The sequence below is a fragment of the Streptomyces sp. NPDC046939 genome (assembly GCF_040644575.1).
In the GTDB taxonomy this organism is placed as follows: Bacteria; Actinomycetota; Actinomycetes; order Streptomycetales; family Streptomycetaceae; genus Streptomyces.
The window spans coordinates 1-24856 of record NZ_JBEYWV010000017.1 but is presented as its reverse complement, the minus strand read 5'-3'; the positions used below and the strand labels follow the sequence as shown (position 1 = coordinate 24856).

Below are 24856 nucleotides of genomic sequence, written 5' to 3'. Positions count from 1 at the left end.
AACGGCGCGAGGCCGCTACCGAACCCCCCGATGCAACCGATCCCCGCCCGCCAGAATCGCCCGCGCCAACGCCACCCCGGGCCCCCCGAGATCCCGCCCCCGCCCGGCGGAACCATGCAGCACCACGAAATCGACCTCCCCCAACTCCGGCAACCCCACCCGTTCAGGCACCCGCACAAGCCCCGGAGGAACAAGCCCCCGCGCGTGCGCCATCACCCCGAGCCCCGCCCGCGCCGCCGCGATCAACCCGTTCAGCGACCCACTCGTACAGGCGATACGCCAGGCGCGTCCGTGCCGCTCCAGCGCCTCCAGGGCCATGGCCCGCGAGATCCCGGGCGGCGGATAGACGATCAGCGGCACGGGCCGCTCCGGGTCGATCCGCAGCCGCTCGGAGCCGATCCACACCATCCGGTCCTGCCACACGGACTCCCCGCGCGGGTCCTCGGGCCGCCGCTTGGCGAGGACGAGATCGAGCTTCCCGGCGTCGAGCTGCTCGTGCAGCGTCCCGGAGAGTTCGACGGTCAGCTCCAGATCGACCTCGGGATGCTCGTGCCGAAACGATTCCAGGATCTCGCTGAGCCGCGTCAGCACGAAGTCCTCGGACGCCCCGAACCGCAACCGCCCCCTGAGCCGCGTCCCGGCGAAGAACGCGGCGGCCTGCTCGTGCACCTCCAGGATCCGCCGCGCGAACCCGAGCATCGCCTCCCCGTCCTCGGTCAGCTCGACGGAGTGCGTGTCCCGCGTGAACAGGGTCCGCCCGGCCGCGTCCTCCAGCCTGCGCACGTGCTGACTGACGGTGGACTGCCGCAGCCCGAGCCGCCGCGCGGCCTGCGTGAAGCTCAATGTCTGCGCGACGGCGAGGAAGGTCCGCAACTGCGCGGGTTCGTACATCCTCCGACCCTACCCGCGCTCATCACGCGACGCGATGACAGTCAACGTGGCATACGTGTTTCCCGATCGCGGAGTGCGGGAGGACGATGAGGGGGCACGACCCGAACCGAGAGCAAGGACCCCATGAAACGCCTGCACTGGCCGCGCCGGCTGCCCGTCGACCCGTACATCGTCGCGCTGCTCGCGACGGTGGGCGTCGCCGCGCTCCTCCCGGCGCGCGGCACCGCCGCCGACGTCGCCTCGGGCGCCTCGACCGGGGCGGTCGCCTTCCTCTTCTTCCTCTACGGGGCGCGCCTGTCGACCCGGGAGGCGATGGACGGCCTGCGCCACTGGCGCCTGCACGTGACGGTTCTGGCCTGTACGTTCGTGGTGTTCCCGCTGCTCGGCCTGGCGGCCCGCGGCCTGGTCCCGGCCCTGCTCCCGGAGAACCTGTACGAGGGCCTGCTCTTCCTCACCCTCGTCCCGTCGACCATCCAGTCCTCGATCGCGTTCACCTCCATCGCGCGCGGCAACGTCCCGGCGGCGATCTGCGCGGGCTCCTTCTCCTCCCTCGCCGGTATCGTCCTCACCCCGCTGCTCGCGGCGGCGCTGCTCGGCAACAGCGGGGGCGGCTTCTCCGCCGACTCCCTCGTCAAGATCGTGCTGCAACTGCTCGTGCCGTTCGTCGCGGGGCAACTGCTGCGCCGCTGGGTCGGCGGTTTCCTGGCCCGCCACAAGAAGGTCCTCGGGTACGTGGACCGTGGCTCGATCCTGCTGGTCGTCTACACGGCGTTCAGCGAGGGCATGGTCCAGGGCATCTGGCACCAGGTCAGCGCCGTCCGTCTGATCGGCCTGCTCGGCGTCGAGGCCGTCCTGCTCGCGGTGATGCTGGCCGCGACCTGGTACGGCGCGAAGGCGCTCGGCTTCGGCCGGGCGGACCGGATCGCGATCCAGTTCGCGGGCTCGAAGAAGTCCCTGGCGTCGGGCCTGCCGATGGCGAGCGTCCTGTTCGGCGCGCACGCCTCGCTCGCGGTCCTGCCGCTGATGCTCTTCCACCAGATGCAGTTGATGGTGTGCGCGGTGATCGCCAAGCGCCGCGCGAAGGACCCGGAGGAGCCGGACGGCGAGCGGCCGCTCAACCGAGCCGGAGGGTCACGAACCGCGGCCGGTACAGCGCCACGTTCCGGCTGAGGTGCGCCTGCGCGGTGGCGGGCGCGGCGTCCAGCCAGTTGACGTCATAGCTGAGCACGAGCCGCCCGCCCCCGCTGACGGCCTGGTGCACCTGCGGGTTGTACGCGGCGACCGTCCCGTCCGGCAGCGGTGGCGCGAACCCCTTCGCGGGCCCGTGCCAGGGCCCGGTGGGGGAGCAGGCCCAGTACGAGGTGACAGTGGTCAGACCGGCGGTCCCCGCCGCCATCGTGAACAGGACGTACGTCCCCGAGTCCCGCACCACCCCGAACGCGCTCCCCACCCCGCGCCGCCGCCCGTCCCCGAGTACGGGCGCCGCCCGCGCCCCGGTGCGCCAGCTCTCGCCGTCCCAGTACTCCCAGTCCCGGGGTGAGCCGAGCCGCCCGTGCTCGACCCGGGCCACGTAGGCGCGGCGCACGGGGGCCTGTCCGTCGTCGCCGCCGAACACGTACGTCCACTTCCCCTCGTCGACCATGGTCGTCCCGTACAGGACGCGCCGGCCGGGGTCGGGCACCTGCCGCTGGTCGAGCACCTGGGTGACGGATTCGAGCCGCAGGCCGGGCAGGGTGAGGGTGGCCACCTCGGTGGCGGTGGGCACCCCGTAGATGTACGGCCCGGTCCCGGCGGTCCGCGTCCACAGCAGTACCCGTACGACCTGCTCGTCCGCCCCCGGCGACCGGGGTTCCACGCGCGCCGCGACGGGCCACCGCCACTCACCGGCCCCGGTGTCGGGGAACAGCGGCGCGGCGAGGGTCCGCTCGATCCGCCCCGACGCCCCCATGACCACGGCCGAGTTGCGCACCATCGGCGCGTTGGCGTCCCGCCAGGAATGGGGCTGTCCGGCGGGGTTGGGCGGTGGGTGAACGGCGCCGAGATAGGTGTCGGAGAACAGCCACAGCACCCGCCCGTCGGGCAGCGCCACGGAGTGCGTCCCGTCCCCACCGGTCCAGTCGTCGCCCCGGGAATTGTCGTTCCCGTAGCGGCTGAACTCCTGGTCGAGGGCCGGATCGGGAGCCCAGGACGCCACCGCGCGGGCCGCACACGAGGAGCCGCCCTCGTCACGGTCGACGAGGGCGATCCACACAACGAACCCGCAGACAAGAACGAGGACCAGCCCAATCAGGGGCGCGGGGAACTGCGCGACCAGCCGAAACCGACCGCGAGCCGCCGACGATCCCCCACCACCCCTCACGAACAGCGACGCTAGCCCCGAGAGCCGACACGATCCAGCGGCAACCACAGAACAGGCCGCCCACCGGAGGTGACCCGCACGTCATCGAGGTCCCCGGCGAAGAACGCCCGGCTGTCCATCCGCTGCCCCACATGCACCCCGAACGGCGAGTTCCGGCTGACGGACCCGGGAACGTCCACCGCACTGCGCACCACGTCCCCGTCGATGCTGAGCGTCAACTCACCATCGGCGCGCCGGAGTTCGGCCTGATGCCACGCCCCGTCGTTGTACGCCGAGGAACTGCTCACCGACACACTTCGCGGAGCGGCCGCCCCCTCGCGCACGGTGATCAACCCGGTGATCCGGTGCGACGCGGGCTCCCCGCGCAGCCACACCTGCGGCTGCGTCGTCCCGATGCCGCCCATCCACAGGAACGGCTGCTCCCCGCTGGTGGCGGTGTACCGGAACCGTACGGAGGCTACGAAGTCCCGGTCGCCCAGGGCGAGCGAGCGCCGGAACGGCAACCGCACCGCGTCGTCGACCCCGTCGAACGCGAGCGCCCGCCCGACCGCACCGTCCGTCACCGACGCCCCGCCGAGGACGGCCGCGGGCCGCGCGCCCGGGGCGAGGTCGAGCGTGGCCGGGTCGGGGCCGCGCCGCTCCTTCAGCCAGTCCGGGGTGAACCGGGCGAAGCGGATCTCGTCGCGCGCGTCGACGGCGCCGCCCTCGTACATCAGGCCCACATGGCTCCGGTCGGCCTGCACCAGATCCGAGTAGCCCGACCAGTCCGTGGTCACGACGGTGGAGCGGTCGAAGCTGTCCCAGGTGCGGCCGCCGTCGTAGGAGGACCGGATCGTCATGGTGCGGCGCCGGTCGGGGTCGCCGGGGCAGCCGAGCAGCAGCCGCCGGCCGCCCTTGCCGACGGGCAGCACGGAGCACTGCACCTGTGGCGCGTACAGGTCGGGGATCGCGGTGAAGGGGCGGACGAAGGAGTCGCCGCCGTCCCGGCTGACCGTGTGCGTACGGTGGCCGAGGTCGGTGCCGTCCTGCTCGCGCCCGCTGACGTAGACCGTGCCGTCGGGGAGTTCGGCGAGCGTCATCTCGGACGGCTTCTGACGCCAGATGCCCTCCGGCGGTATCGGCCACGTGTCCTTCGCACCGATCCGCCAGTGCTCGCCGTGGTCGTCGCTGACCATGAGGGTGGCGTGGTTGGCGCTGACGCGGCTGCCGTTCCACGTCTCGGCGTTGACGGTGAAGACGAGGCGCCCGCGGTGGCGGCCCTTGGTGAGCTGGATGCCGTGGACGGGCCCGGTCGCGTACCAGGAGTTGAACTCGGGCGGCAGCAGCTCGTCGCTGAGGTCGCGCGGCGCGGACCAGGTGCGGCCGTCGTCGTCGCTGTACTGGAGGTGCGGGGTGCGGTCGCACGGCACGGGGCAGTTGCCGCCGCCGGGCAGGCCCGTGTTCCAGGTCTCGGCGAGGAGGATGCGGCCGGTGTACCGGTCGACGACCGGCGCCGGGTTGCCGTGGGTGTCTCCGGCGCCCTCGTTGACGACCTGGAGCGGTGACCAGGTCCGGCCGCCGTCCTCGGAACGTTTGACGACGATGTCTATGTCACCGGCGTCGGTGCAGTCATGTGTGCGTCCCTCGGCGAAGGCGAGGAGGGTGCCCTCGACCGTCTTCACGACGGCCGGGATGCGGTAGCAGGCGTAGCCGGGGTCCTGCGACGCCTTGAACAACACCTGCTGCTCGAAGGGGAGTTGGGGTTCGGTCGCCGTGGCGGTGGCGGCGGGGAGTGCCGCGGCGACCGCTATGGAGACGGCCGCGGCCGCCAGCATGGATCTCAGACGTGCGCGTACGGAGTTTCGTCGCATGACGCGACCCACCCTTCAGGTCATACGGACAACAGACCAAGAACCGGACATCCCACGTCCAACGTATGCGTCACAGACGCTACTGGGGCGCCCCGACACCCACAAGAACCGCGCACACGTGGTTCTCACACGTGTTTCTCAAGGGTTCAGGGATCAGGGGGTCAAGGGATCAGCACCACCTTCCCGAGATTCGCCCGCCCCTCGATCACCGCGTGTGCCCGCCCCGCCTCCTCCAGCGCGTACGTGCCGTGCACCACCGGCTTCAGAGCCCCCGTCAGGAACGACCGCCACAGCTCCTCGCGCCACTTCTCGTACGTCTCGGGGCGTCCGCGCGCGATGAGGCCCATCTGAAATCCGATCACCGACTTCGCCCCGACCAGCAGGTCGTACGCGGCCACCGTCCCGCCGCCCGAGCTGTACGCCACGACCCGCCCGTGCGGCGCGAGGGCGCCGACCGCGCGCGGCAGCACCTCGCCGCCGACCGCGTCCAGGACGTAGTCCACAGGCTCACCCCAGGACGGCGCGTCGTAGGTGACGACGGCGTCGGCCCCGAGCCCGCGCGCGAAACCGGCCTTGCCCGCGTCGGACACGGCCGCCACGACCCGGGACGCGCCCTCCAGACGCGCCAGTTGCAGGGCGAGGTGGCCGACGCCGCTCGCCGCCGCCGTCACGAGCGCGGCCTCGCCCGGCTCCGGGCGCGCCGCGCGCAGCGCCCCGTAGGCGACGAGCCCGCTGCGGACGAGCGCCACCGCGTCGACCGCACTCGCCGCGCCGGGCACGGGGGAGGCCATCGCGACGTGCAGCAGCGCGTAGTCGGCGTAGCCGTGGCCGAAGGTCAGACCGGTGACCCGGTCGCCGACGGTGTACGCCGTCACGCCCTCGCCGACCGCCACCACCTCGCCCGCGATCTCGCCGCCCAGTGCGATCGGCTCCCGGTCCTCGCGCACCTTGCGGACGACGGGCAGGGTGACGCCGACCGCCTCGGCGCGCACCAGCAGCTCGCCGGGGCCGGGCTCGGGGACGGGCGCTTCCTCCAGGAACAGGACCTCGGGACCACCGCTGTGGCTGTACCGGACACGACGCATGGCGTGCCACCGCCTTCCGACGACAGAAACCGTTGGGAGCGCCAACGGTAGCCACAAGTTCATTGGGAAGTCCAACGGCTTTCGGTACGCTGACCCCATGAGCAGCACTCCGGTGCCCCCCACCGCCCCCAGCACCATCCGCTCCCTGCCGAGCTGGCTCCTGGGCCGGGCCGCCGCGCGCGGCCGGGCCCTCGTCGCGGACGCGCTCGCCGAACACGGCCTGCGCATGTGGCACCACGTGGTGCTCAGCGCGGTCGCCGACCTGGAACCCGTCGCCCAGGCCGACCTCGTGCGCAGCGTGCAGCTCGACCCCAAGGACATGGTCGGCGTCCTGAACGACCTCCAGGACGCCGGTCTCGTCGAGCGCGCGCCCGACCCCAGGGACCGGCGCAAGAACGCCGTCACCATCACCGCCGACGGCGCCCGCCTCGTCGCCGCGTGCGCCCGCGCCTCCCGCGCCGCCAACGACGCGCTCCTCGCACCGCTCACCGAGGACGAGCGGGAGGTCTTCCTCGACCTGCTGCGCCGGGTGTCGGGGGTGCCGGAGGCGCCGGCGTAGCGGGGCCCGTCAGCCCTGCGGCTGCGGGACGGCCGCCTCCGTCCGCAGGTCGACGCGGTCCTCGCCCGCGTACACGTTCATGGAGGCGCCCCGCAGGAAGCCGATCAGGGTGAGGCCGGTCTCGGCGGCCAGGTCGACGGCGAGCGACGAGGGCGCCGACACCGCCGCGAGCACCGGGATGCCCGCCATGACGGCCTTCTGCGCCAGCTCGAACGAGGCGCGCCCGGAGACCATCAGCACCGAGCGCGACAGCGGCAGGTCCCCGCTCTGCAGGGCGCGCCCGACCAGCTTGTCCACGGCGTTGTGCCGCCCCACGTCCTCCCTGATGTCGACGAGGTTCCCCTCCTCGTCGAAGAGGGCCGCCGCGTGCAGACCGCCCGTGCGGTCGAAGACCCGCTGGGCCTCGCGCAGCCGGTCGGGCAGCGAGGAGAGCAGCTCGGGGGTGAGCCGCAGCGGGGGAGTGTCCGCGATCGGGAAGCGGGCCGTGGTGCGCACCGCGTCGAGGCTCGCCTTGCCGCACAGCCCGCAGGAGGAGGTCGTGTAGACGTTGCGTTCAAGGGTGATGTCGGGCAGGACGACCCCGGGCGCCGTCCGTACGTCGACGACGTTGTACGTGTTCGACCCGTCCTGTGTCGCGCCCGCGCAGTACACGATGTTCTGCAGGTCATCGGCGGCGCCGAGCACGCCCTCGCTGACCAGGAACCCGGCGGCGAGCGCGAAGTCGTCGCCCGGGGTGCGCATGGTGATGGCGAGCGGCTTGCCGTTCAGCCGGATCTCCAGGGGTTCCTCGGCGACGAGGGTGTCCGGCCGGGTCGAGACGCGCCCGTCCCTGATCCGGAGCACCTTGCGCCGTTCGGTGACTCGTCCCATGTCCTGATCAGCCCCGGTTCTGTACGTGTCTCGCGGCCGCAGCGGCCCTGGACGCGGCGGTCGCCGCACGCCACCGGAGCGCCGTGCGGCGACATGGCCCTCGCGCCCCCATTGTCCTGCACGGGCGGCGCGCGGTCGCCGTCGGCTCCGGGTACCCGCGCCGGTGCGTCCGGACCGCGCACGGTCGACGGATTCCGTGTGGACGAGGTCCGGCCCCTTCCCATCGCCGACGCCCCTGCCTACGGTTCTCGATCATGAGGCCCCCCGTCGCACCCCCCGGCTGGAGCCGCTGGCTCGTACCGCCCGCCGCCCTCTCGGTCCATCTCTCCATCGGCCAGGCCTACGCCTGGAGCGTCTTCAAACCACCCCTCGAATCCGCGCTCGGCCTGAGCGGCACCCAGAGCGCGCTGCCGTTCCAGCTCGGCATCGTGATGCTCGGCCTGTCCGCCGCGTTCGGCGGCACGCTCGTCGAGCGCAACGGCCCGCGCTGGGCGATGACCGTCGCCCTCGTCTGCTTCTCCTCCGGCTTCCTGCTCTCCGCGCTCGGCGCCGCCACCGAGCAGTACTGGCTGATCGTGCTCGGCTACGGCTTCGTCGGCGGCATCGGGCTCGGCATCGGCTACATCTCCCCGGTCTCCACCCTGATCAAGTGGTTCCCCGACCGGCCCGGCATGGCCACCGGCATCGCCATCATGGGCTTCGGCGGCGGCGCGCTGATCGCGTCGCCGTGGAGCGCGGAGATGCTGGACGCGTTCGGCACGGACAGCGGCGGCATCGCGCTCGCCTTCCTCGTGCACGGGCTCGTGTACGCGCTCTTCATGACGCTCGGCGTCCTCCTGGTCCGCGTACCGCCGAAGGCCGGGGCGACGGCCCCGGCGGAGAAGCCGGTGGCGGCCGCCCCCGCCGGCCCCCAGGTCTCCGCGAGGCAAGCCATCCGCACCCCGCAGTTCTGGTGCCTCTGGCTCGTGCTGTGCATGAACGTGACCGCGGGCATCGGCATCCTCGAAAAAGCCGCCCCGATGATCACTGACTTCTTCAAGGACTCCAGCACGCCGGTCACGGCGTCCGCGGCGGCCGGTTTCGTCGCGCTGCTCTCCGCCGCCAACATGGCGGGCCGCATCGGCTGGTCCTCCGCATCCGACCTCATGGGCCGCAAGAACGTCTACCGCCTCTACCTCGGCGTGGGCGCCCTGATGTACCTCCTCATCGCCCTCTACGGCGACGCCTCCAAACCCCTGTTCGTCCTCTGCGCGCTGGTGATCCTCTCCTTCTACGGAGGCGGCTTCGCGACCGCGCCCGCGTATCTGAAGGACCTGTTCGGCACCTACCAGGTCGGCGCCATCCACGGCCGGCTGCTCACGGCCTGGTCGCTCGCCGGTGTCCTCGGCCCGCTCATCGTCAACTGGGTCTCCGACAGCCAGGAGAGCGCGGGCAAGCACGGCCCGTCCCTCTACGGCGTCTCCTTCGTCATCATGATCGGCCTGCTCGTCGTCGGCTTCGTCGCCAACGAGCTCATCCGGCCCGTCCACCCCCGCCACCACGTCCCCGCCGCTCCCAGGGAGTCCTCCGATGACACCGCCGACCGCGCCCCCGACCACGACCGCCGGCAGTCCGCCTAGGCGCCGCGGCCTGATCGCCTTCGCCTGGCTGTGGGTGGGCGCGCCGCTCGCCTACGGGCTGTATGAACTGGTGCAGAAGGCGACACAACTGTTCACAGGCTGACCGGTCGGAACTCCGCGGAACTCTCAGGAAGTCTCCAACCGGGACCGCGCAATCCTGTGCTTTACCTCACCTCGTACTCGTCGGTCGCTGGCCAGACTGATACGTCCGCGGCTCGCGCCTGGCGCGAACCGGGCACACGACCAGGCATACGAGGGGACCTCCATGAACGGTTCGCGCATCGTCGGCATCGGCCACCATCAGCCCGCCAGAGTCCTCACCAACGAGGATCTGGCGGGCATGGTCGACACCGACGACGAGTGGATCCGCTCCCGCGTCGGCATCCGCACCCGGCACATCGCCGGGCCCGACGAGCCCGTCGACGAACTGGCCGCGCACGCCGCCGCCAAGGCGCTGGCCGCCGCCGGGCTGACCGCCGACGCGATCGACCTCGTCGTCGTCGCCACGTCCACCGCCGTCGACCGCTCCCCGAACACGGCGGCGCGCGTCGCCCAGCGGCTCGGCGTCCCGTCCCCGGCCGCGCTCGACATGAACGTCGTCTGCGCCGGGTTCACCCACGCCCTCGCCACCGCCGACCACACCCTGCGCGCGGGCGCCGCCACCCGCGCCCTCGTCATCGGCGCGGACAAGATGTCCGCCGTCACCGACTGGACCGACCGCTCCACCTGCGTCCTCGTCGGCGACGGCGCGGGCGCCGTGGTGATCGAACCCTGCGCCGACGGCGAGGAGCCAGGCATCGGCCCCGTCCTGTGGGGCTCGGTCCCGGAGATGGGCAACGCCGTACGGATCGAGGGCGAGCCCGCGCGCTTCGCCCAGGAGGGCCAGTCCGTCTACCGCTGGGCGACCCGGCAGCTGCCGCCGCTGGCCCGGCAGACCTGCGAGAAGGCGGGGTTCGACCCGGCCGACCTCGCCGCGGTCGTCCTGCACCAGGCCAATCTGCGGATCATCGAACCCCTCGCCGAGAAGATCGGCGCGGTCAACGCGGTGGTCGCCCGGGACGTCGTCGACTCCGGCAACACCTCGGCCGCGAGCGTGCCGATGGCCCTCTCCAAGCTGATCGAGCGCGGCGAGGTGCGCAGCGGGGCGCCCGCGCTCCTCTTCGGCTTCGGCGGCAATCTCTCGTACGCGGGCCAGGTCGTGCGCTGCCCGTAGGGCCCCGCCCCATCTTTGTCCTGTGACTGGAGAAAGTCATGGGTAATTCCTGCGCAACTTCTTCCCACACCCGGCAGGCACTGCTACGTTCCCCATCGAAAGAACGGCGAAAGTACCGGAGCCCGAAGAGGCGGGGAGGGGCACGTGAGACGCATGACGGCTCGACCCGCGAACGCGCACCAGGCGCGCCTGTTGCGACTGCTGCGTGACGGAGGGCCCAACTCCCGCGCTCAGCTCGGCGACCAGATCGACCTGTCCCGCTCCAAGCTGGCGGTCGAGGTGGACCGCCTCCTGGAGACCGGACTCGTGGTCGCCGACGGACTCGCCGCCTCGCGCGGCGGCCGCCGGTCCCACAACATCCGGCTCGCCCCCGAGCTCCGCTTCCTCGGCGTCGACATCGGCGCGACCTCGGTCGACGTCGCCGTCACCAACGCCGAACTGGAAGTGCTCGGACACATCACCCAGCCCATGGACGTACGCGAGGGGCCGGTCGCGGTCTTCGAGCAAGTACTCGCCATGGCCGCGAAGTTGCGGGCGTCCGGGCTCGCCGAGGGGTTCGACGGGGCGGGCATCGGCGTGCCGGGCCCGGTCCGCTTCCCCGAAGGCGTCCCGGTCGCCCCGCCGATCATGCCCGGCTGGGACGGCTTCCCGGTCCGCGAGGCGCTCAGCCAGGACCTCGGCTGCCCGGTCATGGTCGACAACGACGTGAACCTGATGGCCGTGGGGGAGCAGCACGCGGGCGTCGCCCGCTCCGCGCGCGACTTCCTCTGCGTCAAGATCGGCACCGGTATCGGCTGCGGCATCGTCGTCGGCGGCGAGGTCTACCGGGGCACGACCGGATCGGCCGGCGACATCGGCCACATCCAGGTCGAGCCCGACGGCAGGCAGTGCGCCTGCGGCAACAAGGGCTGCCTGGAGGCCTACTTCAGCGGCGCGGCGCTCGCCCGCGACGCCGAGGAGGCCGCCCGCGACGGCCGCTCGCCCGAGCTGGCCGGACTCCTGGAGTCGGCCGGGAAGCTCACCGCCGCCGACGTCGCGGTGGCCGCCGCGGCCGGTGACGGCACCGCCCTCGACCTGATCCGGGACGGCGGCAACCGCACCGGCCAGGTCATCGCGTCCCTCGTCTCCTTCTTCAACCCGGGCCTGGTCGTCATCGGCGGCGGTGTCACCGGCCTCGGCCACACGCTCCTCGCCGCCCTGCGCACCCAGGTCTACCGCCAGTCGCTGCCTCTCGCGACCGGCAACCTGCCCATCGTCCTGGGCGAGCTGGGCCAGGCCGCCGGAGTCATCGGCGGCGCCCGCCTCATCAGCGACCACCTGTTCTCACCCGCGTAACACCTCGCAGACACCCCTCACCGCCCTCACCCACCACTTCACCAAGCACAGCGCCCTGCTCTGCCCTGCCCTGAAACCGGCCCGCACCCGCTGCTAGGGGAACCGCCATGGCACTTTCGGCACCAGAACCACCGCTGCTCACGATGTCCGGCATCACCAAGTCGTTCCCCGGCGTCCGCGCCCTCGACGGCGTGGACCTAGAGGTCCAGGCCGGCGAGGTGCACTGCCTGCTCGGCCAGAACGGTGCGGGAAAATCGACGCTCATCAAGGTCCTCGCCGGCGCCCACCAGCCCGACGAGGGGTCCATCACCTGGCGCTCCGAGCCGGTCACCCTGCGCTCGCCGATCGCCGCGATGCGCCTCGGCATCGCCACCATCTACCAGGAACTCGACCTCGTGGAAGGTCTGTCGGTGGCCGAGAACGTCTTCCTCGGACACGAACCGACCTCGGCCGGGTTCGTCGTCCGCGGCAAGGACGCCAAAGCCGCGACGGCCGCCCTGCTCAAGCGGCTCGGCCACGGGGAGATCGACCCGGGCACGCTCGTGGGCGACCTGTCCGCCGCCGGGCAGCAGATCGTCTCGATGGCCCGCGCCCTCTCCCACGACGTACGCCTCATCGTCATGGACGAGCCGTCCGCCGCGCTCGACCCCGACGAGGTCGACAACCTCTTCCGCACCGTCGCGAGCCTCACCGCCGACGGCGTCGCCGTCGTCTACATCTCGCACCGCCTGGAGGAGATCCGCCGCATCGGCGACCGCGTCACCGTCCTCAAGGACGGCCGCGCCGTGGCCGGCGGGCTCCCCGCCAAGGACACGCCGACGCGTGACGTGGTCGCGTTGATGACGGGCCGCAACGTGGAGTACGTCTTCCCGGAGCGCTCGTCGTACGGGGCCGCGTCCCCGGCCTCTGCAGAACCGGTTCTGCAGGCGCGGAACCTCTCCCGCGAGGGCGAGTTCGAGCCACTCGACCTCGAACTCCGCCCCGGCGAGATCGTCGGCCTCGCCGGACTCGTCGGCTCGGGCCGCTCCGAGATCCTGGAGACGATCTACGGCGCCCGCAAACCGACGACCGGCCAGGTCACCGTCGAGGGACGGGTGTTGCGCCCCGGCAGCGTCCGCGCGGCGGTCCGCGCCGGTCTCGGCCTCGCCCCCGAGGAGCGCAAGGCACAGGGCCTCCTCATGCTGGAGTCCGTCACCCGCAACGTCTCCGTCTCCTCCATGTCCCGCTTCTCGTACGGGGGCTGGGTCGACCGAAGCCGCGAGAACGAGGCCGCGCGCAAGGTCACCCGCGAACTCTCCCTGCGCCCCGACAACCCCGCCGTCCCCGTCCGCACCCTGTCCGGCGGCAACCAGCAGAAGGCCGTCCTGGCCCGCTGGCTGCTGCGCGGCTGCAAGGTGCTGCTCCTGGACGAGCCGACCCGCGGCGTCGACGTCGGCGCCCGCGCCGAGCTGTACGCGGTCATCCGCCGCCTCGCCGACGAAGGGCTCGCCGTGCTCCTCGTCTCCAGCGAGGTCCCCGAGGTCCTGGGCCTCGCCGACCGCGTCCTGGTCCTGCGCGAGGGCCGCGTCGTCCACGAGGCCCCGGCGACGGAGCTGACGGAACACCGGGTCCTGGACCTGGTCATGGAAGGCACCCCGGCATGAGCGGCGCGCTCGGTCACACACCACCTGCACCCGACATCCAACAGCCCTCTCACGGCGAGTGGTCGATCTACTCGGAAGGGACCCCGGCGTCATGACGCAGCCCGCCTCACCCGCCCGCCCGGCGGAGCCCAAGACCGCGCCGGCCTCACCCCCGAGCGCCCTGAAGACCCTGCGCCTCGACGTACGGACGCTCTCCCTCCTGGGCGTCCTCGCCGCCCTGATCGTCGTCGGCGGCATCACCCAGCCCGACTCGTTCCTGGACACCGACAACGTCCAGCTGATCCTCACCCAGGCGTCCGTCATCGGCGTCGTCACCGTCGGCATGACCTTCGTGATCATCTCCGGCGGCATCGACCTCTCCGTCGGCGCGATCGTCGCCCTCGCCAGTTGCTGGGCCACCACGGTCGCCACCCAGGAGTACGGGTTCATCGGCATCCTCTTCACCGCGGTCGTCGTCGGCGTGGGCTGCGGCCTCGTCAACGGTGTCCTGATCGCGTACGGCGGCATGGTCCCGTTCATCGCCACCCTCGCGATGCTCGCCGCGGGGCGCGGCCTCGCCGAGCAGATCACCGACGGCAAGACGCAGGTCGTCACCGTCGACAGCGTCCTGAAGCTCGGTGAGCGCGACGCGTACGTGCTCGGCATCCCGCCGCTCGTCCTCGTCTTCGCCGCCGTCACGATCGTCGGCTGGCTGGTCCTCAACCGCACCACGTTCGGCCGCCGCTCGGTCGCCGTCGGCGGCAACGCGGAGGCCGCCCGCCTCGCCGGCATCGACGTACGCCGCCAGCGGCTCTACCTCTACCTGCTGTCGGGCCTGTGCTGCGGCATCGCCGCGTTCCTGCTCATCGTCCTCGCCGGGTCAGGACAGAACACCAACGGCAACCTGTACGAGCTCGACGCCATCGCCGCCGCCATCATCGGCGGCACCCTCCTCACCGGCGGCCGGGGCACCATCGTCGGCTCCGTCCTCGGTGTCCTGATCTTCACCACCATCACCAACATCTTCGCGCTGAACAACCTCCAGAGCGACGTCCAGGAGATCGCCAAGGGCGCGATCATCGTCGCGGCGGTCCTGGTCCAGCGACGTACGGCGAACACGCACTCCTGATGTTCCAGACGCTTTGAAGCCCCGGGAAGGGACGACGCCATGCCAGACTTCACGAGCCGCAGAGGACTCCTGTTCGGCGCGGCAGCAGCCGTCAGCACAGGCGGTCTGCTCACGGCCTGCACCAGCAACGAGCCCAGCGACAAGGGCGGCAGCAGCAAGGCCGCCGACCAGCCGGTCGCCGACGACAAGCCCGGCAAGCAGGTCACCATCGGCTTCGCCGGACCGCAGGCCGACCACGGCTGGCTGAACGCCATCAACGAGAACGCCAAGGAACGGGCGAAGAAGTACTCCGACGTCACCCTCGAAGCCACCGAGGGCTCGAACGACACGGCCGCGCAGATCGGCCAGGTCGAGACGCTGATCAACAAGAAGGTCGACGTCCTCGTCATCCTGCCCGCCGACGGCAAGGCGCTCACCCAGGTCGGCCTCAAGGCGATGCGGGCCGGGATACCCGTCGTCAACCTCGACCGCATCTTCAACACCCCGCAGGCGTACCGCTGCTGGGTCGGCGGCGACAACTACGGCATGGGCCTGAGCGCCGGGAACTACATCGGCGAGAAGCTCAAGGACAAGAAGAACGCCAAGGTCATCGAGCTCGCGGGCATCGACAACCTCGAACTGACCAAGCAGCGCACCCAAGGTTTCGACGACGCGCTGAAGAACTACCCGAACATCGAGAAGGTCGCCCGCCAGGCCGCCGAGTTCACCGTCGAGTCCGGCCAGGCCAAGATGGCCCAGCTCCTCCAGGCGCAGAAGAGCTTCGACGCCGTGTGGAACCACGACGACGACCAGGGCGTCGGCGCCCTGCGCGCCATCAAGCAGGCGGGCCGCGACGACTTCCTGATGGTCGGCGGCGCGGGCGCCCTCTCCGCGATGCAGGCCATCGAGGCCGACAACAGCGTCCTGAAGGCCACCGTCCTCTACCCGCCGACCATGGCCGCCTCCGCCATCGACCTGGCCCGCGCGCTCGGCCAGGGCAAGGGCGTCAGCGGCATGGCCGAGTTCGAGATCCCCGCCCACGTGACCCTGTTCTCCGCCGTCGTAGACAAGGAGAACGTCGCCAAGTACATGCCCACCGGATTCAAGTGACGGGCGCCGGCACGAGGCATCGGGCGATCACGGCGTGGACCAGGAGGACTTCCGCATGGCAGGCAGCAGCACGGGTACGACGGCTCGGGTTACGGGTGCCGGGGACGGCGACGGCGACGGGGAGGTGAAGCCGGTCCTGGGGGTCGGCATGGTCGGCTACGCGTTCATGGGCGCCGCCCACTCGCAGGGGTGGCGCACCGTGGGCCGCGTCTTCGACCTGCCGCTCACCCCCAGACTGGCCGCGGTCTGCGGCCGTGACGGCGCGGCCGTGCGCGCCGCCGCCGACCGGCTCGGCTGGGCCGCCGCCGAGACGGACTGGCGGGCGCTGATCGAACGGGACGACGTCGACCTCATCGACATCTGCACCCCCGGCGACAGCCACGCCGAGATCGCCGTCGCGGCCCTGGAGGCGGGCAAGCACGTGCTGTGCGAGAAGCCCCTCGCCAACTCCGTCGACGAGGCGGAGGCCATGACGGAGGTCGCCGAACTGGCCGCGTCCCGCGGGCAGGTCGCGATGACCGGGTTCAACTACCGGCGCGTCCCCGCCATCGCCCTCGCCCGCCGCATGGTCGCGGAGGGGCGCATCGGCACCCTGCGCCACGTCCGCGTCAGCTACCTCCAGGACTGGCTCGTCGACCCCTCGTTCCCGCTGACGTGGCGGCTCCAGAAGCCGTACGCGGGCTCCGGCGCACTCGGCGACCTCGGCGCGCACGCCGTCGACCTCGCCCAGTACGTGGCGGGGGAGCCGGTCGCGGGCGTCTCCGCGCTCACCGAGACGTTCGTGCGGGAGCGGCCCGTCCTCGAAGGGGCCTCGTCCGGGCTCTCCGGGACCGGGGGAGTCAGGCTCGGCCAGGTCACCGTCGACGACGCGGCCGTCTTCACCGGGCGCTTCGCCTCCGGCGCCCTCGCCTCCTTCGAGGCGACCCGGTTCGCCACGGGCCGCAAGAACGCCCTGAAGGTCGAGCTGAACGGCGAGCGCGGCTCCCTCGCCTTCGACCTCGAACGCCTGAATGAACTGTCCTTCCACGACCAGACGGAGCCCAGCGCCAGCGCGGGCTTCCGCCGCATCCTCGTCACCGAACCCGACCACCCCTACCTGGAGGCGTGGTGGCCGCCGGGCCACGGCCTCGGCTACGAGCACACCTTCGTGCACCAGGCCCGCGACCTCGTCCACGCCATCGCCGAGCGCACCGCGCCCGCGCCGTCGTTCGCCGACGGGCTCCAGGTGCAGCGCGTCCTCGCGGCCGTCGAGGAGAGCGCGGCGAAGAACTCCGTCTACACCCTCGTCCAGGCTTGACCTCGTCCAGACTCAGGAGGCTTGACGACCGTGCCACGCCAGTTCACCCTGTTCACCGGCCAATGGGCGGACCTCCCGCTCGAAGAGGTCTGCCGCCTGGCCCGCGACTTCGGCTACGACGGCCTCGAACTCGCCTGTTGGGGCGACCACTTCGAGGTCGACAAGGCGCTCGCCGACCCCGGCTACCTCGACTCGCGCCACGCCCTGCTCGACAAGTACGGGCTGAAGTGCTTCGCCATCTCCAACCACCTGGTCGGCCAGGCCGTCTGCGACGCCATCATCGACGAGCGGCACGAGGCGATCCTGCCCGCCCGCATCTGGGGCGACGGCGACGGGGAAGGCGTGCGGCAGCGCGCCGCCGCCGAGATCAAGGACACGGCCCGCGCGGCGGCGGCCTTCGGGGTCGACACCGTCATCGGCTTCACGGGCTCCTCGATCTGGCACCTCGTCGCCATGTTCCCGCCGGCCCCCGAGTCGATGATCGAGCGCGGCTACGAGGACTTCGCCACGCGCTGGAACCCGATCCTCGACGTGTTCGACACCGAAGGCGTGCGGTTCGCGCACGAGGTCCACCCGAGCGAGATCGCATACGACTACTGGACGACGCACAAGGCGCTTGAGGCGGTGGACCACCGCCCCGCCTTCGGCCTCAACTTCGACCCCTCGCACTTCGTGTGGCAGGACCTCGACCCGGTCGGCTTCCTGTGGGACTTCCGCGACCGGATCTACCACGTCGACTGCAAGGAGGCCCGGCGCCGCCTCGACGGCCGCAACGGGCGCCTCGGCTCCCACCTGCCCTGGGGCGACCCGCGCCGCGGCTGGGACTTCGTCTCCGCCGGGCACGGGGACGTGCCCTGGGAGGACGTCTTCCGGATGCTGCGCTCGATCGACTACCAGGGGCCGATCTCCGTGGAGTGGGAGGACGCCGGGATGGACCGCCTCCAGGGTGCTCCGGAGGCGCTGAGCCACCTGCGCAAGCTCGACTTCGAGCCGCCGAGCGCGTCGTTCGACGCCGCGTTCAACAGCTGATCCGTCCGATCCGCCCGACCTGTCCGGCCTGTTTGTCCGACGGGCCGAACGTCTTTGTCCTGCACTGGGAGAAAGCTCAACCAGTTGTGACGCAAGGGCTGTTCGGCCCGGACAAACGGAGTTAACGTCCCTGTCACACACGTCTCCGGGGTGACGGCGCACCCCGGCGCCCGCACCGCACGTCTCCGCACCCATTCCGTACGGCCCACCCCGTTCCCGGAGGGACCTCGTGCACAGCAGCAGAACCAGAGACCGCAACGGCACCACCAGGCGCTCCAGACTCCGCACCAGCCTCGCCCTGCTCACGGGCTCCGTCCTCGTCGGCTCCTCGCTCGCCCTCGTGCCGGGCACGGCCGTCGCGCACCCGGACCACCCGGACGCGCCCGCCGCCGAATCCGACTTCCAGCAGGTCACCCTCGCCAAGGGCGCGGACGAGACCGGCGAGCCGATGTCGCTCGCCGTGCTGCCGGACCGCAGCGTCCTGCACACCTCCCGCGACGGCACCCTCCGCCTGACCGACGCGGGCGGCTCCACCTCCGTCGCCGGCAAGCTCGACGTGTACGACCACGACGAGGAGGGCCTCCAGGGCGTCGGCGTCGACCCGGGCTTCAAGGACAACCGGTTCATCTACCTCTACTACGCGCCGCCGCTGAACACCCCGGCCGGTGACGCCCCGGAGACCGGCACCGCCGCCGACTTCGCCAAGTTCGACGGCGTGAACCGGCTCGCCCGCTTCGTCCTCAAGGAGGACGGCACGCTCGACAAGGCGAGCGAGAAGAACATCCTCGAGGTCAAGACCTCGCGCGGCACGTGCTGCCACGTCGGCGGTGACATCGACTTCGACGCCGACGGCAACCTGTACCTGTCGACCGGCGACGACACCAACCCCTTCGCCTCCGACGGCTACACCCCGATCGACGAGCGCGCCGAGCGCAACCCCGCGTTCGACGCGCAGCGCAGCTCGGGCAACACCAACGACCTGCGGGGCAAGGTCCTGCGCATCAAGGTCAAGGCGGACGGCAGCTACGACATCCCCGAGGGCAACCTCTTCGCGCCGGGCACCGCGAAGACCCGCCCCGAGATCTACGCGATGGGCTTCCGCAACCCGTTCCGCATCAGCGTCGACAAGCCGACCGGCACCGTCTACGTGGGTGACTACGGCCCGGACGCCGGCGCGGCCGACCCCAAGCGGGGCCCGGCCGGACAGGTCGAGTTCGCCAAGATCACCAAGGCGGGCAACTTCGGCTGGCCGTACTGCACGGGCGCCAATGACGCCTACGTCGACTACGACTTCGCCACGAAGGCGTCCGGCGCGACGTTCGACTGCAACGCGCCGAAGAACACCTCCCCGAACAACACCGGTCTGACCGATCTGCCGCCGGCCCAGCCCGCCTGGATCCCGTACGACAACGGCTCCGTGCCCGAGTTCGGCTCCGGCTCCGAGTCCCCGATGGCGGGCCCGGTCTACCGCTACGACGCCGACCTCGACTCCCCGGTGAAGTTCCCCGAGGAGTACGACGGCGACTTCTTCGCCACCGAGTTCGGCCGCCAGTGGATCAAGCGGATCGAGCAGGACGGCTCCGGGAACGTCTCGAAGATCAACGACTTCCCGTGGTCCGGCACCCAGGTCATGGACAGCGCCTTCGGTCCCGACGGCGCCCTCTACGTCCTCGACTACGGCCTCTCCTGGTTCGGCGGCGACGAGCACTCGGCGCTGTACCGCATCGAGAACGCCACCGGCGGCCACTCGCCGATCGTCGAGGCGAAGGCGTCCAAGACGTCCGGCCAGTCGCCCCTGCGCACCAACTTCACGGCGACCGGCACCGACGCCGACGACGACCCGATCACCTACACCTGGGACTTCGGCGACGGCACGAAGGGCACAGGACCCAACCCGAGCCACACGTACCGCAAGGACGGCACGTACGTGGTGACGGTCACCGGTGACGACGGCACGGGCCGCACAGGCTCCGCCAACGTCCGCATCGTCGTCGGTAACACGGCCCCGTCGGTGAAGTTCCAGAACCCTCCCAATGGGGCCCTGTTCAAGTTCGGCGACACCATCCCCTTCAAGGTCGCGGTCAGTGACCCCGAGGACGGCGCGATCGACTGCTCCAAGGTCACCGTGCGCTACCTCCTCGGCCACGACAACCACGCCCACGCCATCACCTCGGCCAAGGGCTGCGAAGGCACCATCACCGCGCCCGCCGACGCCGAGCACGACCCGAACGCCAACATCTACGGCGTGCTCGACGCCGAGTACACCGACGGCGGCGGAGGCGGCCAGGCCGCGCTGACCACGCACGACCAGGTCCAGCTCCAGCCGCGCCACCGCCAGGCCGAGCACTACACCAAGCAGCAGGGCACCACGCTGCAGAGCAAGACCCAGGCCAACGGCGGCCGCACCGTCGGCGACATCCACGACGGCGACTGGATCTCCTTCAGCCCCTACAACCTCACCGGGGCCAAGAAGCTCACCGCCCGGATCTCCTCCGGCGGCGCGGGCGGCTTCCTCGAGGTGCGCACCGGCTCGGCGACCGGCACCCTGCTGGGCTCCGCCCCGGTCCCCGTCACCGGAAGCTGGGAGACCTTCCAGAACGTCGACGTGCCGCTGCGCAACGTCCCGAAGAAGACCACCGACCTGTACCTCGTCTTCAAGGGCGGTGACGGCGCGCTCTACGACGTCGACGACTTCGAGATCAGCAACGACGCCCCCGTGAAGGGCGCCAAGCGGGTCCTCGTCTTCTCCAAGACGGGCGGCTTCCGCCACGACGCGATCCCCGAGGGCATCGCCGCCCTGAAGGAGCTCGGCGCCACCAGCAACATCACCGTTGACGCCACCGAGTCCGCCGCCCAGTTCACCAGCAACAACCTCGCCCGCTACGACGCCGTCGTCTTCATGTCGACCACGGGCGACGTCCTGAACGACGCCCAGCAGAAGGCGTTCGAGGGCTTCATCGTGAACGGCGGCGGCTACATGGGCGTCCACGCCGCAGCCGACACCGAGTACGACTGGTCGTACTACGGCGGCCTCGTCGGCGCCTACTTCGACTCGCACCCGGCCATCCAGAAGGCCACCGTCCGCGTCGAGGACACCGCCAACCCGGCCACCGCCCACCTCGGCAAGGCATGGGAGCGCACCGACGAGCTGTACAACTACCGCACCAACCCGCGCGACAAGGTGCACGTCCTCGCCACCCTCGACGAGACGACGTACCAGGGCGGGAACATGAAGGGCGACCACCCGATCGCCTGGTGCCAGAGCTACGGCGGCGGCCGCTCCTTCTACACCGGCCTCGGCCACACGAAGGAGTCCTACGCCGACGACGCCTTCCGCGCCCACCTGCTCGGCGGCCTGAAGTACGCGGCCGGCCAGGTCAAGGCGGACTGCAAGCCGAACAAGGGCTACCGGTCGATCTTCAACGGCCAGTCCCTCGACGGCTGGAAGCAGGCAGGGCCCGGCAAGTTCAGCATCAAGGACGGCACGCTGAACTCCGAGGGCGGCATGGGCCTCCTCTGGTACCAGGCCAAGGAGCTGAAGTCGTACTCCCTGAAGCTCGACTGGAAGATGCGGGGCGACGACAACTCCGGAGTCTTCGTCGGCTTCCCCGCCTCCGACGACCCCTGGTCCGCGGTGAACAAGGGCTACGAGGTCCAGATCGACGCCACCGACGCGGCCGACCGCACGACGGGCTCGATCTACACCTTCAAGGCCGCCAACATCAAGGCCCGCGACCAGGTCCTGCGCCCGCCGGGGCAGTGGAACTCCTACGAGATCAAGGTCCAGGGCGAACGCCTCCAGGTGTTCCTCAACGGAGTCAAGATCAACGACTTCACCAACAAGGACCCCGAGCGGAGCCTGAAGGACGGCTACATCGGCATCCAGAACCACGGTGACGCCGACCATGTCTCCTTCCGCGACATCCAGCTCAAGGAGCTGCCCGCCTCGGAGTAGGCACCACTCACCGCTCGGCTCGGAACAGGTACTGCCTGGCTCGAAGCAGGCACTGTTCCGGACGGTCGAGCACGAACCGTCCGTCCAGGGCGACCAGAACGACGGTGGGCGGAGGACGCCGGACCTCCGCCCACCGTCCCCCACCACCCGACCCGGCCGGGGCGTAGGCACCCCGGCCGGCACCGGCACCCGTGCCGCCCGTACAGGGCACGACCCCGTGCCCCGTACGGGCTTCGGCACCGCTCACTCCGTACCGCGTACGACCCCCGTTCGTGTGCGACCCCGGTTCGTGTTCGACAAGGAGGCTGCCCATGTCCGCCGAACCGTCCATCCCCGCCCCCCTCCCCGCCACGTCCCCCGCGTCCTCCTCCTCGTCATCGGCCCCGCGCTACGGCGTCTGGCTCGTCGGAGCACGCGGCTCCGTCGCCACCACCGCGATCGCGGGATGCGCCGCCGTCGCCGCGGGCCTGCACCCGCCGACCGGCATGGTCACCGAGACCGCCCCCTTCGCCGAAGCGGGCCTGCCAACGTTGTCGTCGCTGGTCTTCGGCGGCCACGACACCGACGACTGCCCGCTGCCCAAACGCGCCGAACACCTCGCCGCGGGCGGCGTCCTGCCCCACGGCCTGCCCTCCGCGATCGCCGCCGAACTGGCCGCCGCCGACCGGGAGATCAAACCCGGCGGCCCCCTGCCCGGCCGCGACGACGGCCGCACCCAGGACGAACTGATCACCACCTTCGCCACCGACCTACGGGACTTCATCCGCACCCAGGGCCTCGCGGGCGCCGTCGTCGTGAACGTCGCCTCCACCGAACCGGCCCCCGCCGACGGCGACGCCCTCCCGGCCAGCTCCCTCTACGCCGCCGCCGCCCTCCGCGCGGGCTGCCCCTACGTCAACTTCACCCCCTCCACCGGCCTGCACCACCCGTCCCTGGCCCCCGAGGCGTCCGCCGCCTCCGTCCCCTACGCCGGCCGCGACGGCAAGACCGGCCAGACCCTGCTGCGCTCCGTGCTCGGCCCGATGTTCCTGCAACGCGCCCTCGCCGTACGCGCCTGGTCCGGCACCAACCTGCTCGGCGGCGGCGACGGCGCCGCCCTCGCCGACCCCACCGCGGCCGCCGCCAAGAACGCCGGCAAGGAACGCGTCCTCGCCGACACCCTCGGCGCCGCCCCCGAGGGCCAGGTCCACATCGACGACGTGCCCGCGCTCGGCGACTGGAAGACCGCCTGGGACCACATCGCCTTCGACGGCTTCCTCGGCGCCCGCATGGTCCTCCAGACCACCTGGCAGGGGTGCGACTCCGCCCTCGCCGCGCCCCTCGTCCTCGACCTGGCCCGGCTGCTGCTCCGCGCCGCCGATCTCGGCCTGACCGGACCGCGCCCGGAACTCGGCTTCTACTTCAAGGACCCGGACGGCGACGCCTCCTCCGCGCTCGGCGACCAGTTCGCCGCGCTGGTGGACTTCGCCCGGCGCCTGCGGGACCCCCGATGAGCGGCAGTGGCAGCGGCGGGCGAGGACGCGCCTGGGCCGAACTCCTGCGCCTGCCCGCCCTCTTCACCGTCCCCGGCGACGCCCTAGCGGGCGCTGCGGCGGTCGGCGCCCGCCCCGGTCGCGGTACCTTCCTCGCCATCGGCGCGTCACTGTGCCTGTACGAGGCGGGCATGGCCCTCAACGACTGGGCCGACCGCAACGAGGACGCCCGCGACCGCCCCCACCGCCCGATCCCGTCGGGCCGGATCCGCCCGGGGGCGGCCCTGGCGGCGGCCACCGCGTTCACGGCAGCGGGCATCGGCCTGGCCTCCCGCGCGGGCCGCACGCCGACCGCCGTGAGCACGGCGCTGGCGGCAACGGTCTGGGCATACGACCTGGGCCTCAAGCGCACCCCCGCGGGCCCAGCGGCAATGGGCGCGGCCCGAGCCCTGGACGTCCTCCTGGGAGCATCGGCCTCCGGCGACGACGAAGCGTCCTTGAACACAGCCCCGGCCACCACCACGGCCAAGCGCCCGGGGTCTGGCACCGGCCGCGACGGGCACCCCGCCCCCGCCGGGCTGACCGCAGCGCTGCCCGCCGCTCTCGCCCTCGGCGTCCACACCGCCGCCGTCACCACCGTCTCCCGCAACGAGACCACCGGCGGTGTCCCCGCCGCCCCCGCCGCGGCGCTGGCCGTCACCGCGCTTCTGACCAGGCATCTCCTCAAGCTCCCGGCGGGCCGAGGCGCCGCAGCCCCCCTCGGTCTGCCGGGTCCCACCGCGTACGCCGTCACCACCGCACGCCCTCTCCTGCACGCCCTCCTCAATCCGTCCCCGCCCCTGACACAGCGCGCCGTCGGCGCCGGGATCCGCGCCATGATTCCGCTCCAGGCCGCCCTGGCCGCCCGCGCGGGAGCCCCCGGGACGGCTCTGGCCACCGCCGCCCTCGCCCCCTTGGCCCGCCGCTTCGCGAAGAAGGTGAGCGTCACATGAACCCCCGAGCGCCGCGGCCCACCCGAAGCGGCACCCCGAGCCCCGCTCCTGCCACCGCTGAGCGCAGCGCCCCGCGCTGGGGCTACGGCACGAACGGCCTGACCGATCTTCGCCTCGATGACGCTCTCGCCCTCCTCTGCGACCTCGGTTACGACGGGGTCGGCCTGACCCTCGACCACATGCACCTGGACCCGCTCACCCCGGACCTCGCGGAGCGCACCCGTCAGGTGGGCCGGCTTCTGGAGCGCTACCGTCTGACGGCCACCGTCGAGACCGGCGCCCGCTATGTCCTCGATCCGCGCCGCAAACACGGCCCCTCCCTCCTCGACCCCGATCCGGAGGCCCGGCAGGCCCGCGCCCGGCTGCTGGTCCGCGCTGTTCAGGTCGCCGCCGATCTGGGCGCCCACGCGGTGCACTGCTTCAGCGGCATCACCCCCGACGGCACGGACCCGGACACCGCCTGGAAGCTGCTCGCGGACGAACTCGGCCC

General features: G+C 71.7%; 20 protein-coding genes. 15 read left to right on the top strand and 5 right to left on the bottom strand.

The annotated features are described in order from the left end of the window. Positions 1-15: 15 nt before the first annotated feature. Entirely contained in the window at positions 16-891 is an 876-nt protein-coding gene (locus tag ABZ877_RS19785) for a LysR substrate-binding domain-containing protein (RefSeq protein WP_361072648.1), read from the bottom strand. Between the two features lie 123 nt (positions 892-1014). Here ABZ877_RS19785 and ABZ877_RS19780 point away from each other — a divergent pair, with 123 nt between their 5' ends. Further along, positions 1015-2061, top strand: coding sequence for a bile acid:sodium symporter family protein (locus ABZ877_RS19780; protein ID WP_361072646.1), 1047 nt, complete (start codon positions 1015-1017; stop codon positions 2059-2061). Here ABZ877_RS19780 and ABZ877_RS19775 read toward each other — a convergent pair. The 3 genes from ABZ877_RS19775 to ABZ877_RS19765 form a co-directional block, all read right to left on the bottom strand. After that, entirely contained in the window at positions 2006-3142 is a 1137-nt protein-coding gene (locus tag ABZ877_RS19775) for a hypothetical protein (RefSeq protein ID WP_361072643.1), read from the bottom strand. The genes ABZ877_RS19780 and ABZ877_RS19775 overlap by 56 nt on opposite strands. A 119-nt stretch (positions 3143-3261) precedes the next feature. Next, a complete protein-coding gene (locus ABZ877_RS19770) occupies positions 3262-5100 on the bottom strand; it encodes an exo-alpha-sialidase (protein WP_361072640.1) in 1839 nt (612 codons plus the stop codon). Positions 5101-5261: 161 nt separating this feature from the next. Continuing rightward, complete coding sequence (locus tag ABZ877_RS19765; RefSeq protein WP_361072636.1) at positions 5262-6185, bottom strand: zinc-binding dehydrogenase; 924 nt, start codon at positions 6183-6185, stop codon at positions 5262-5264. Positions 6186-6282: 97 nt separating this feature from the next. Between ABZ877_RS19765 and ABZ877_RS19760 the strand changes: the two genes are divergently transcribed. Next, positions 6283-6744, top strand: a complete 462-nt coding sequence (locus ABZ877_RS19760) for a MarR family winged helix-turn-helix transcriptional regulator (protein ID WP_361072634.1) — start codon at positions 6283-6285, stop codon at positions 6742-6744. 9 nt (positions 6745-6753) lie between these two features. Here ABZ877_RS19760 and fdhD read toward each other — a convergent pair whose 3' ends face one another. Next, positions 6754-7614, bottom strand: a complete 861-nt coding sequence (gene fdhD, locus ABZ877_RS19755) for a formate dehydrogenase accessory sulfurtransferase FdhD (RefSeq protein ID WP_361072631.1) — start codon at positions 7612-7614, stop codon at positions 6754-6756. 254 nt (positions 7615-7868) lie between these two features. On the opposite strand from fdhD, the gene ABZ877_RS19750 reads away from it, so the two are divergent. From ABZ877_RS19750 to ABZ877_RS19690, 13 genes are all read left to right on the top strand, one after another. Continuing rightward, positions 7869-9233, top strand: a complete 1365-nt coding sequence (locus ABZ877_RS19750; RefSeq protein ID WP_361072628.1) for an OFA family MFS transporter — start codon at positions 7869-7871, stop codon at positions 9231-9233. Then, positions 9184-9336: a hypothetical protein gene (locus ABZ877_RS19745; protein ID WP_361072625.1), complete on the top strand. Its 153-nt coding sequence runs from the start codon at positions 9184-9186 to the stop codon at positions 9334-9336. Before ABZ877_RS19750 ends, ABZ877_RS19745 begins: the two co-directional genes overlap by 50 nt. A 162-nt stretch (positions 9337-9498) precedes the next feature. Then, positions 9499-10446 (top strand): beta-ketoacyl-ACP synthase III, encoded by a 948-nt coding sequence (locus tag ABZ877_RS19740; protein ID WP_361072623.1) that lies wholly within the window; start codon positions 9499-9501, stop codon positions 10444-10446. A 153-nt stretch (positions 10447-10599) separates the two neighbouring features. Next, positions 10600-11781, top strand: a complete 1182-nt coding sequence (locus tag ABZ877_RS19735) for an ROK family transcriptional regulator (protein ID WP_361072619.1) — start codon at positions 10600-10602, stop codon at positions 11779-11781. A 107-nt stretch (positions 11782-11888) separates the two neighbouring features. Further along, positions 11889-13424: a sugar ABC transporter ATP-binding protein gene (locus ABZ877_RS19730; RefSeq protein ID WP_361072616.1), complete on the top strand. Its 1536-nt coding sequence runs from the start codon at positions 11889-11891 to the stop codon at positions 13422-13424. A 91-nt stretch (positions 13425-13515) separates the two neighbouring features. Continuing rightward, positions 13516-14532: an ABC transporter permease gene (locus ABZ877_RS19725; protein WP_361072613.1), complete on the top strand. Its 1017-nt coding sequence runs from the start codon at positions 13516-13518 to the stop codon at positions 14530-14532. Between the two features lie 39 nt (positions 14533-14571). Then, positions 14572-15621 carry a substrate-binding domain-containing protein gene (locus tag ABZ877_RS19720; protein WP_361072610.1) on the top strand — a complete coding sequence of 350 codons (1050 nt, stop codon included), beginning with the start codon at positions 14572-14574 and terminating at the stop codon, positions 15619-15621. A 55-nt stretch (positions 15622-15676) separates the two neighbouring features. Further along, complete coding sequence (locus ABZ877_RS19715; protein WP_361072607.1) at positions 15677-16918, top strand: Gfo/Idh/MocA family oxidoreductase; 1242 nt, start codon at positions 15677-15679, stop codon at positions 16916-16918. Between the two features lie 30 nt (positions 16919-16948). Continuing rightward, the gene (locus tag ABZ877_RS19710; RefSeq protein WP_361073053.1) at positions 16949-17947 is read left to right on the top strand and encodes a sugar phosphate isomerase/epimerase family protein; all 999 of its coding nucleotides are present in this window, start codon (positions 16949-16951) and stop codon (positions 17945-17947) included. 229 nt (positions 17948-18176) lie between these two features. Beyond that, complete coding sequence (locus tag ABZ877_RS19705; protein WP_361072604.1) at positions 18177-21902, top strand: ThuA domain-containing protein; 3726 nt, start codon at positions 18177-18179, stop codon at positions 21900-21902. Positions 21903-22213: 311 nt separating this feature from the next. Continuing rightward, positions 22214-23395, top strand: coding sequence for an inositol-3-phosphate synthase (locus ABZ877_RS19700; protein WP_361072601.1), 1182 nt, complete (start codon positions 22214-22216; stop codon positions 23393-23395). Continuing rightward, entirely contained in the window at positions 23392-24366 is a 975-nt protein-coding gene (locus tag ABZ877_RS19695; protein WP_361072598.1) for an SCO3242 family prenyltransferase, read from the top strand. Before ABZ877_RS19700 ends, ABZ877_RS19695 begins: the two co-directional genes overlap by 4 nt. After that, a partial coding sequence (locus ABZ877_RS19690; RefSeq protein ID WP_361072595.1) for a TIM barrel protein occupies positions 24363-24856 on the top strand: 494 nt, incomplete at its 3' end. The genes ABZ877_RS19695 and ABZ877_RS19690, both read left to right, overlap by 4 nt.

What these genes read in the sequence shown, in the direction of transcription:
- ABZ877_RS19715 (WP_361072607.1), top strand. Translation starts at nt 15,677, where the DNA reads ATGGCAGGCAGCAGCACGGGTACGACGGCTCGGGTTACGGGTGCCGGG.
- fdhD (WP_361072631.1), bottom strand. Translation starts at nt 7,614, where the DNA reads ATGGGACGAGTCACCGAACGGCGCAAGGTGCTCCGGATCAGGGACGGG.
- ABZ877_RS19770 (WP_361072640.1), bottom strand. Translation starts at nt 5,100, where the DNA reads ATGCGACGAAACTCCGTACGCGCACGTCTGAGATCCATGCTGGCGGCC.
- ABZ877_RS19720 (WP_361072610.1), top strand. Translation starts at nt 14,572, where the DNA reads ATGCCAGACTTCACGAGCCGCAGAGGACTCCTGTTCGGCGCGGCAGCA.
- ABZ877_RS19730 (WP_361072616.1), top strand. Translation starts at nt 11,889, where the DNA reads ATGGCACTTTCGGCACCAGAACCACCGCTGCTCACGATGTCCGGCATC.
- ABZ877_RS19700 (WP_361072601.1), top strand. Translation starts at nt 22,214, where the DNA reads ATGTCCGCCGAACCGTCCATCCCCGCCCCCCTCCCCGCCACGTCCCCC.
- ABZ877_RS19765 (WP_361072636.1), bottom strand. Translation starts at nt 6,185, where the DNA reads ATGCGTCGTGTCCGGTACAGCCACAGCGGTGGTCCCGAGGTCCTGTTC.
- ABZ877_RS19780 (WP_361072646.1), top strand. Translation starts at nt 1,015, where the DNA reads ATGAAACGCCTGCACTGGCCGCGCCGGCTGCCCGTCGACCCGTACATC.
- ABZ877_RS19735 (WP_361072619.1), top strand. Translation starts at nt 10,600, where the DNA reads ATGACGGCTCGACCCGCGAACGCGCACCAGGCGCGCCTGTTGCGACTG.
- ABZ877_RS19695 (WP_361072598.1), top strand. Translation starts at nt 23,392, where the DNA reads ATGAGCGGCAGTGGCAGCGGCGGGCGAGGACGCGCCTGGGCCGAACTC.
- ABZ877_RS19745 (WP_361072625.1), top strand. Translation starts at nt 9,184, where the DNA reads ATGACACCGCCGACCGCGCCCCCGACCACGACCGCCGGCAGTCCGCCT.
- ABZ877_RS19725 (WP_361072613.1), top strand. Translation starts at nt 13,516, where the DNA reads ATGACGCAGCCCGCCTCACCCGCCCGCCCGGCGGAGCCCAAGACCGCG.
- ABZ877_RS19750 (WP_361072628.1), top strand. Translation starts at nt 7,869, where the DNA reads ATGAGGCCCCCCGTCGCACCCCCCGGCTGGAGCCGCTGGCTCGTACCG.
- ABZ877_RS19785 (WP_361072648.1), bottom strand. Translation starts at nt 891, where the DNA reads ATGTACGAACCCGCGCAGTTGCGGACCTTCCTCGCCGTCGCGCAGACA.
- ABZ877_RS19760 (WP_361072634.1), top strand. Translation starts at nt 6,283, where the DNA reads ATGAGCAGCACTCCGGTGCCCCCCACCGCCCCCAGCACCATCCGCTCC.
- ABZ877_RS19740 (WP_361072623.1), top strand. Translation starts at nt 9,499, where the DNA reads ATGAACGGTTCGCGCATCGTCGGCATCGGCCACCATCAGCCCGCCAGA.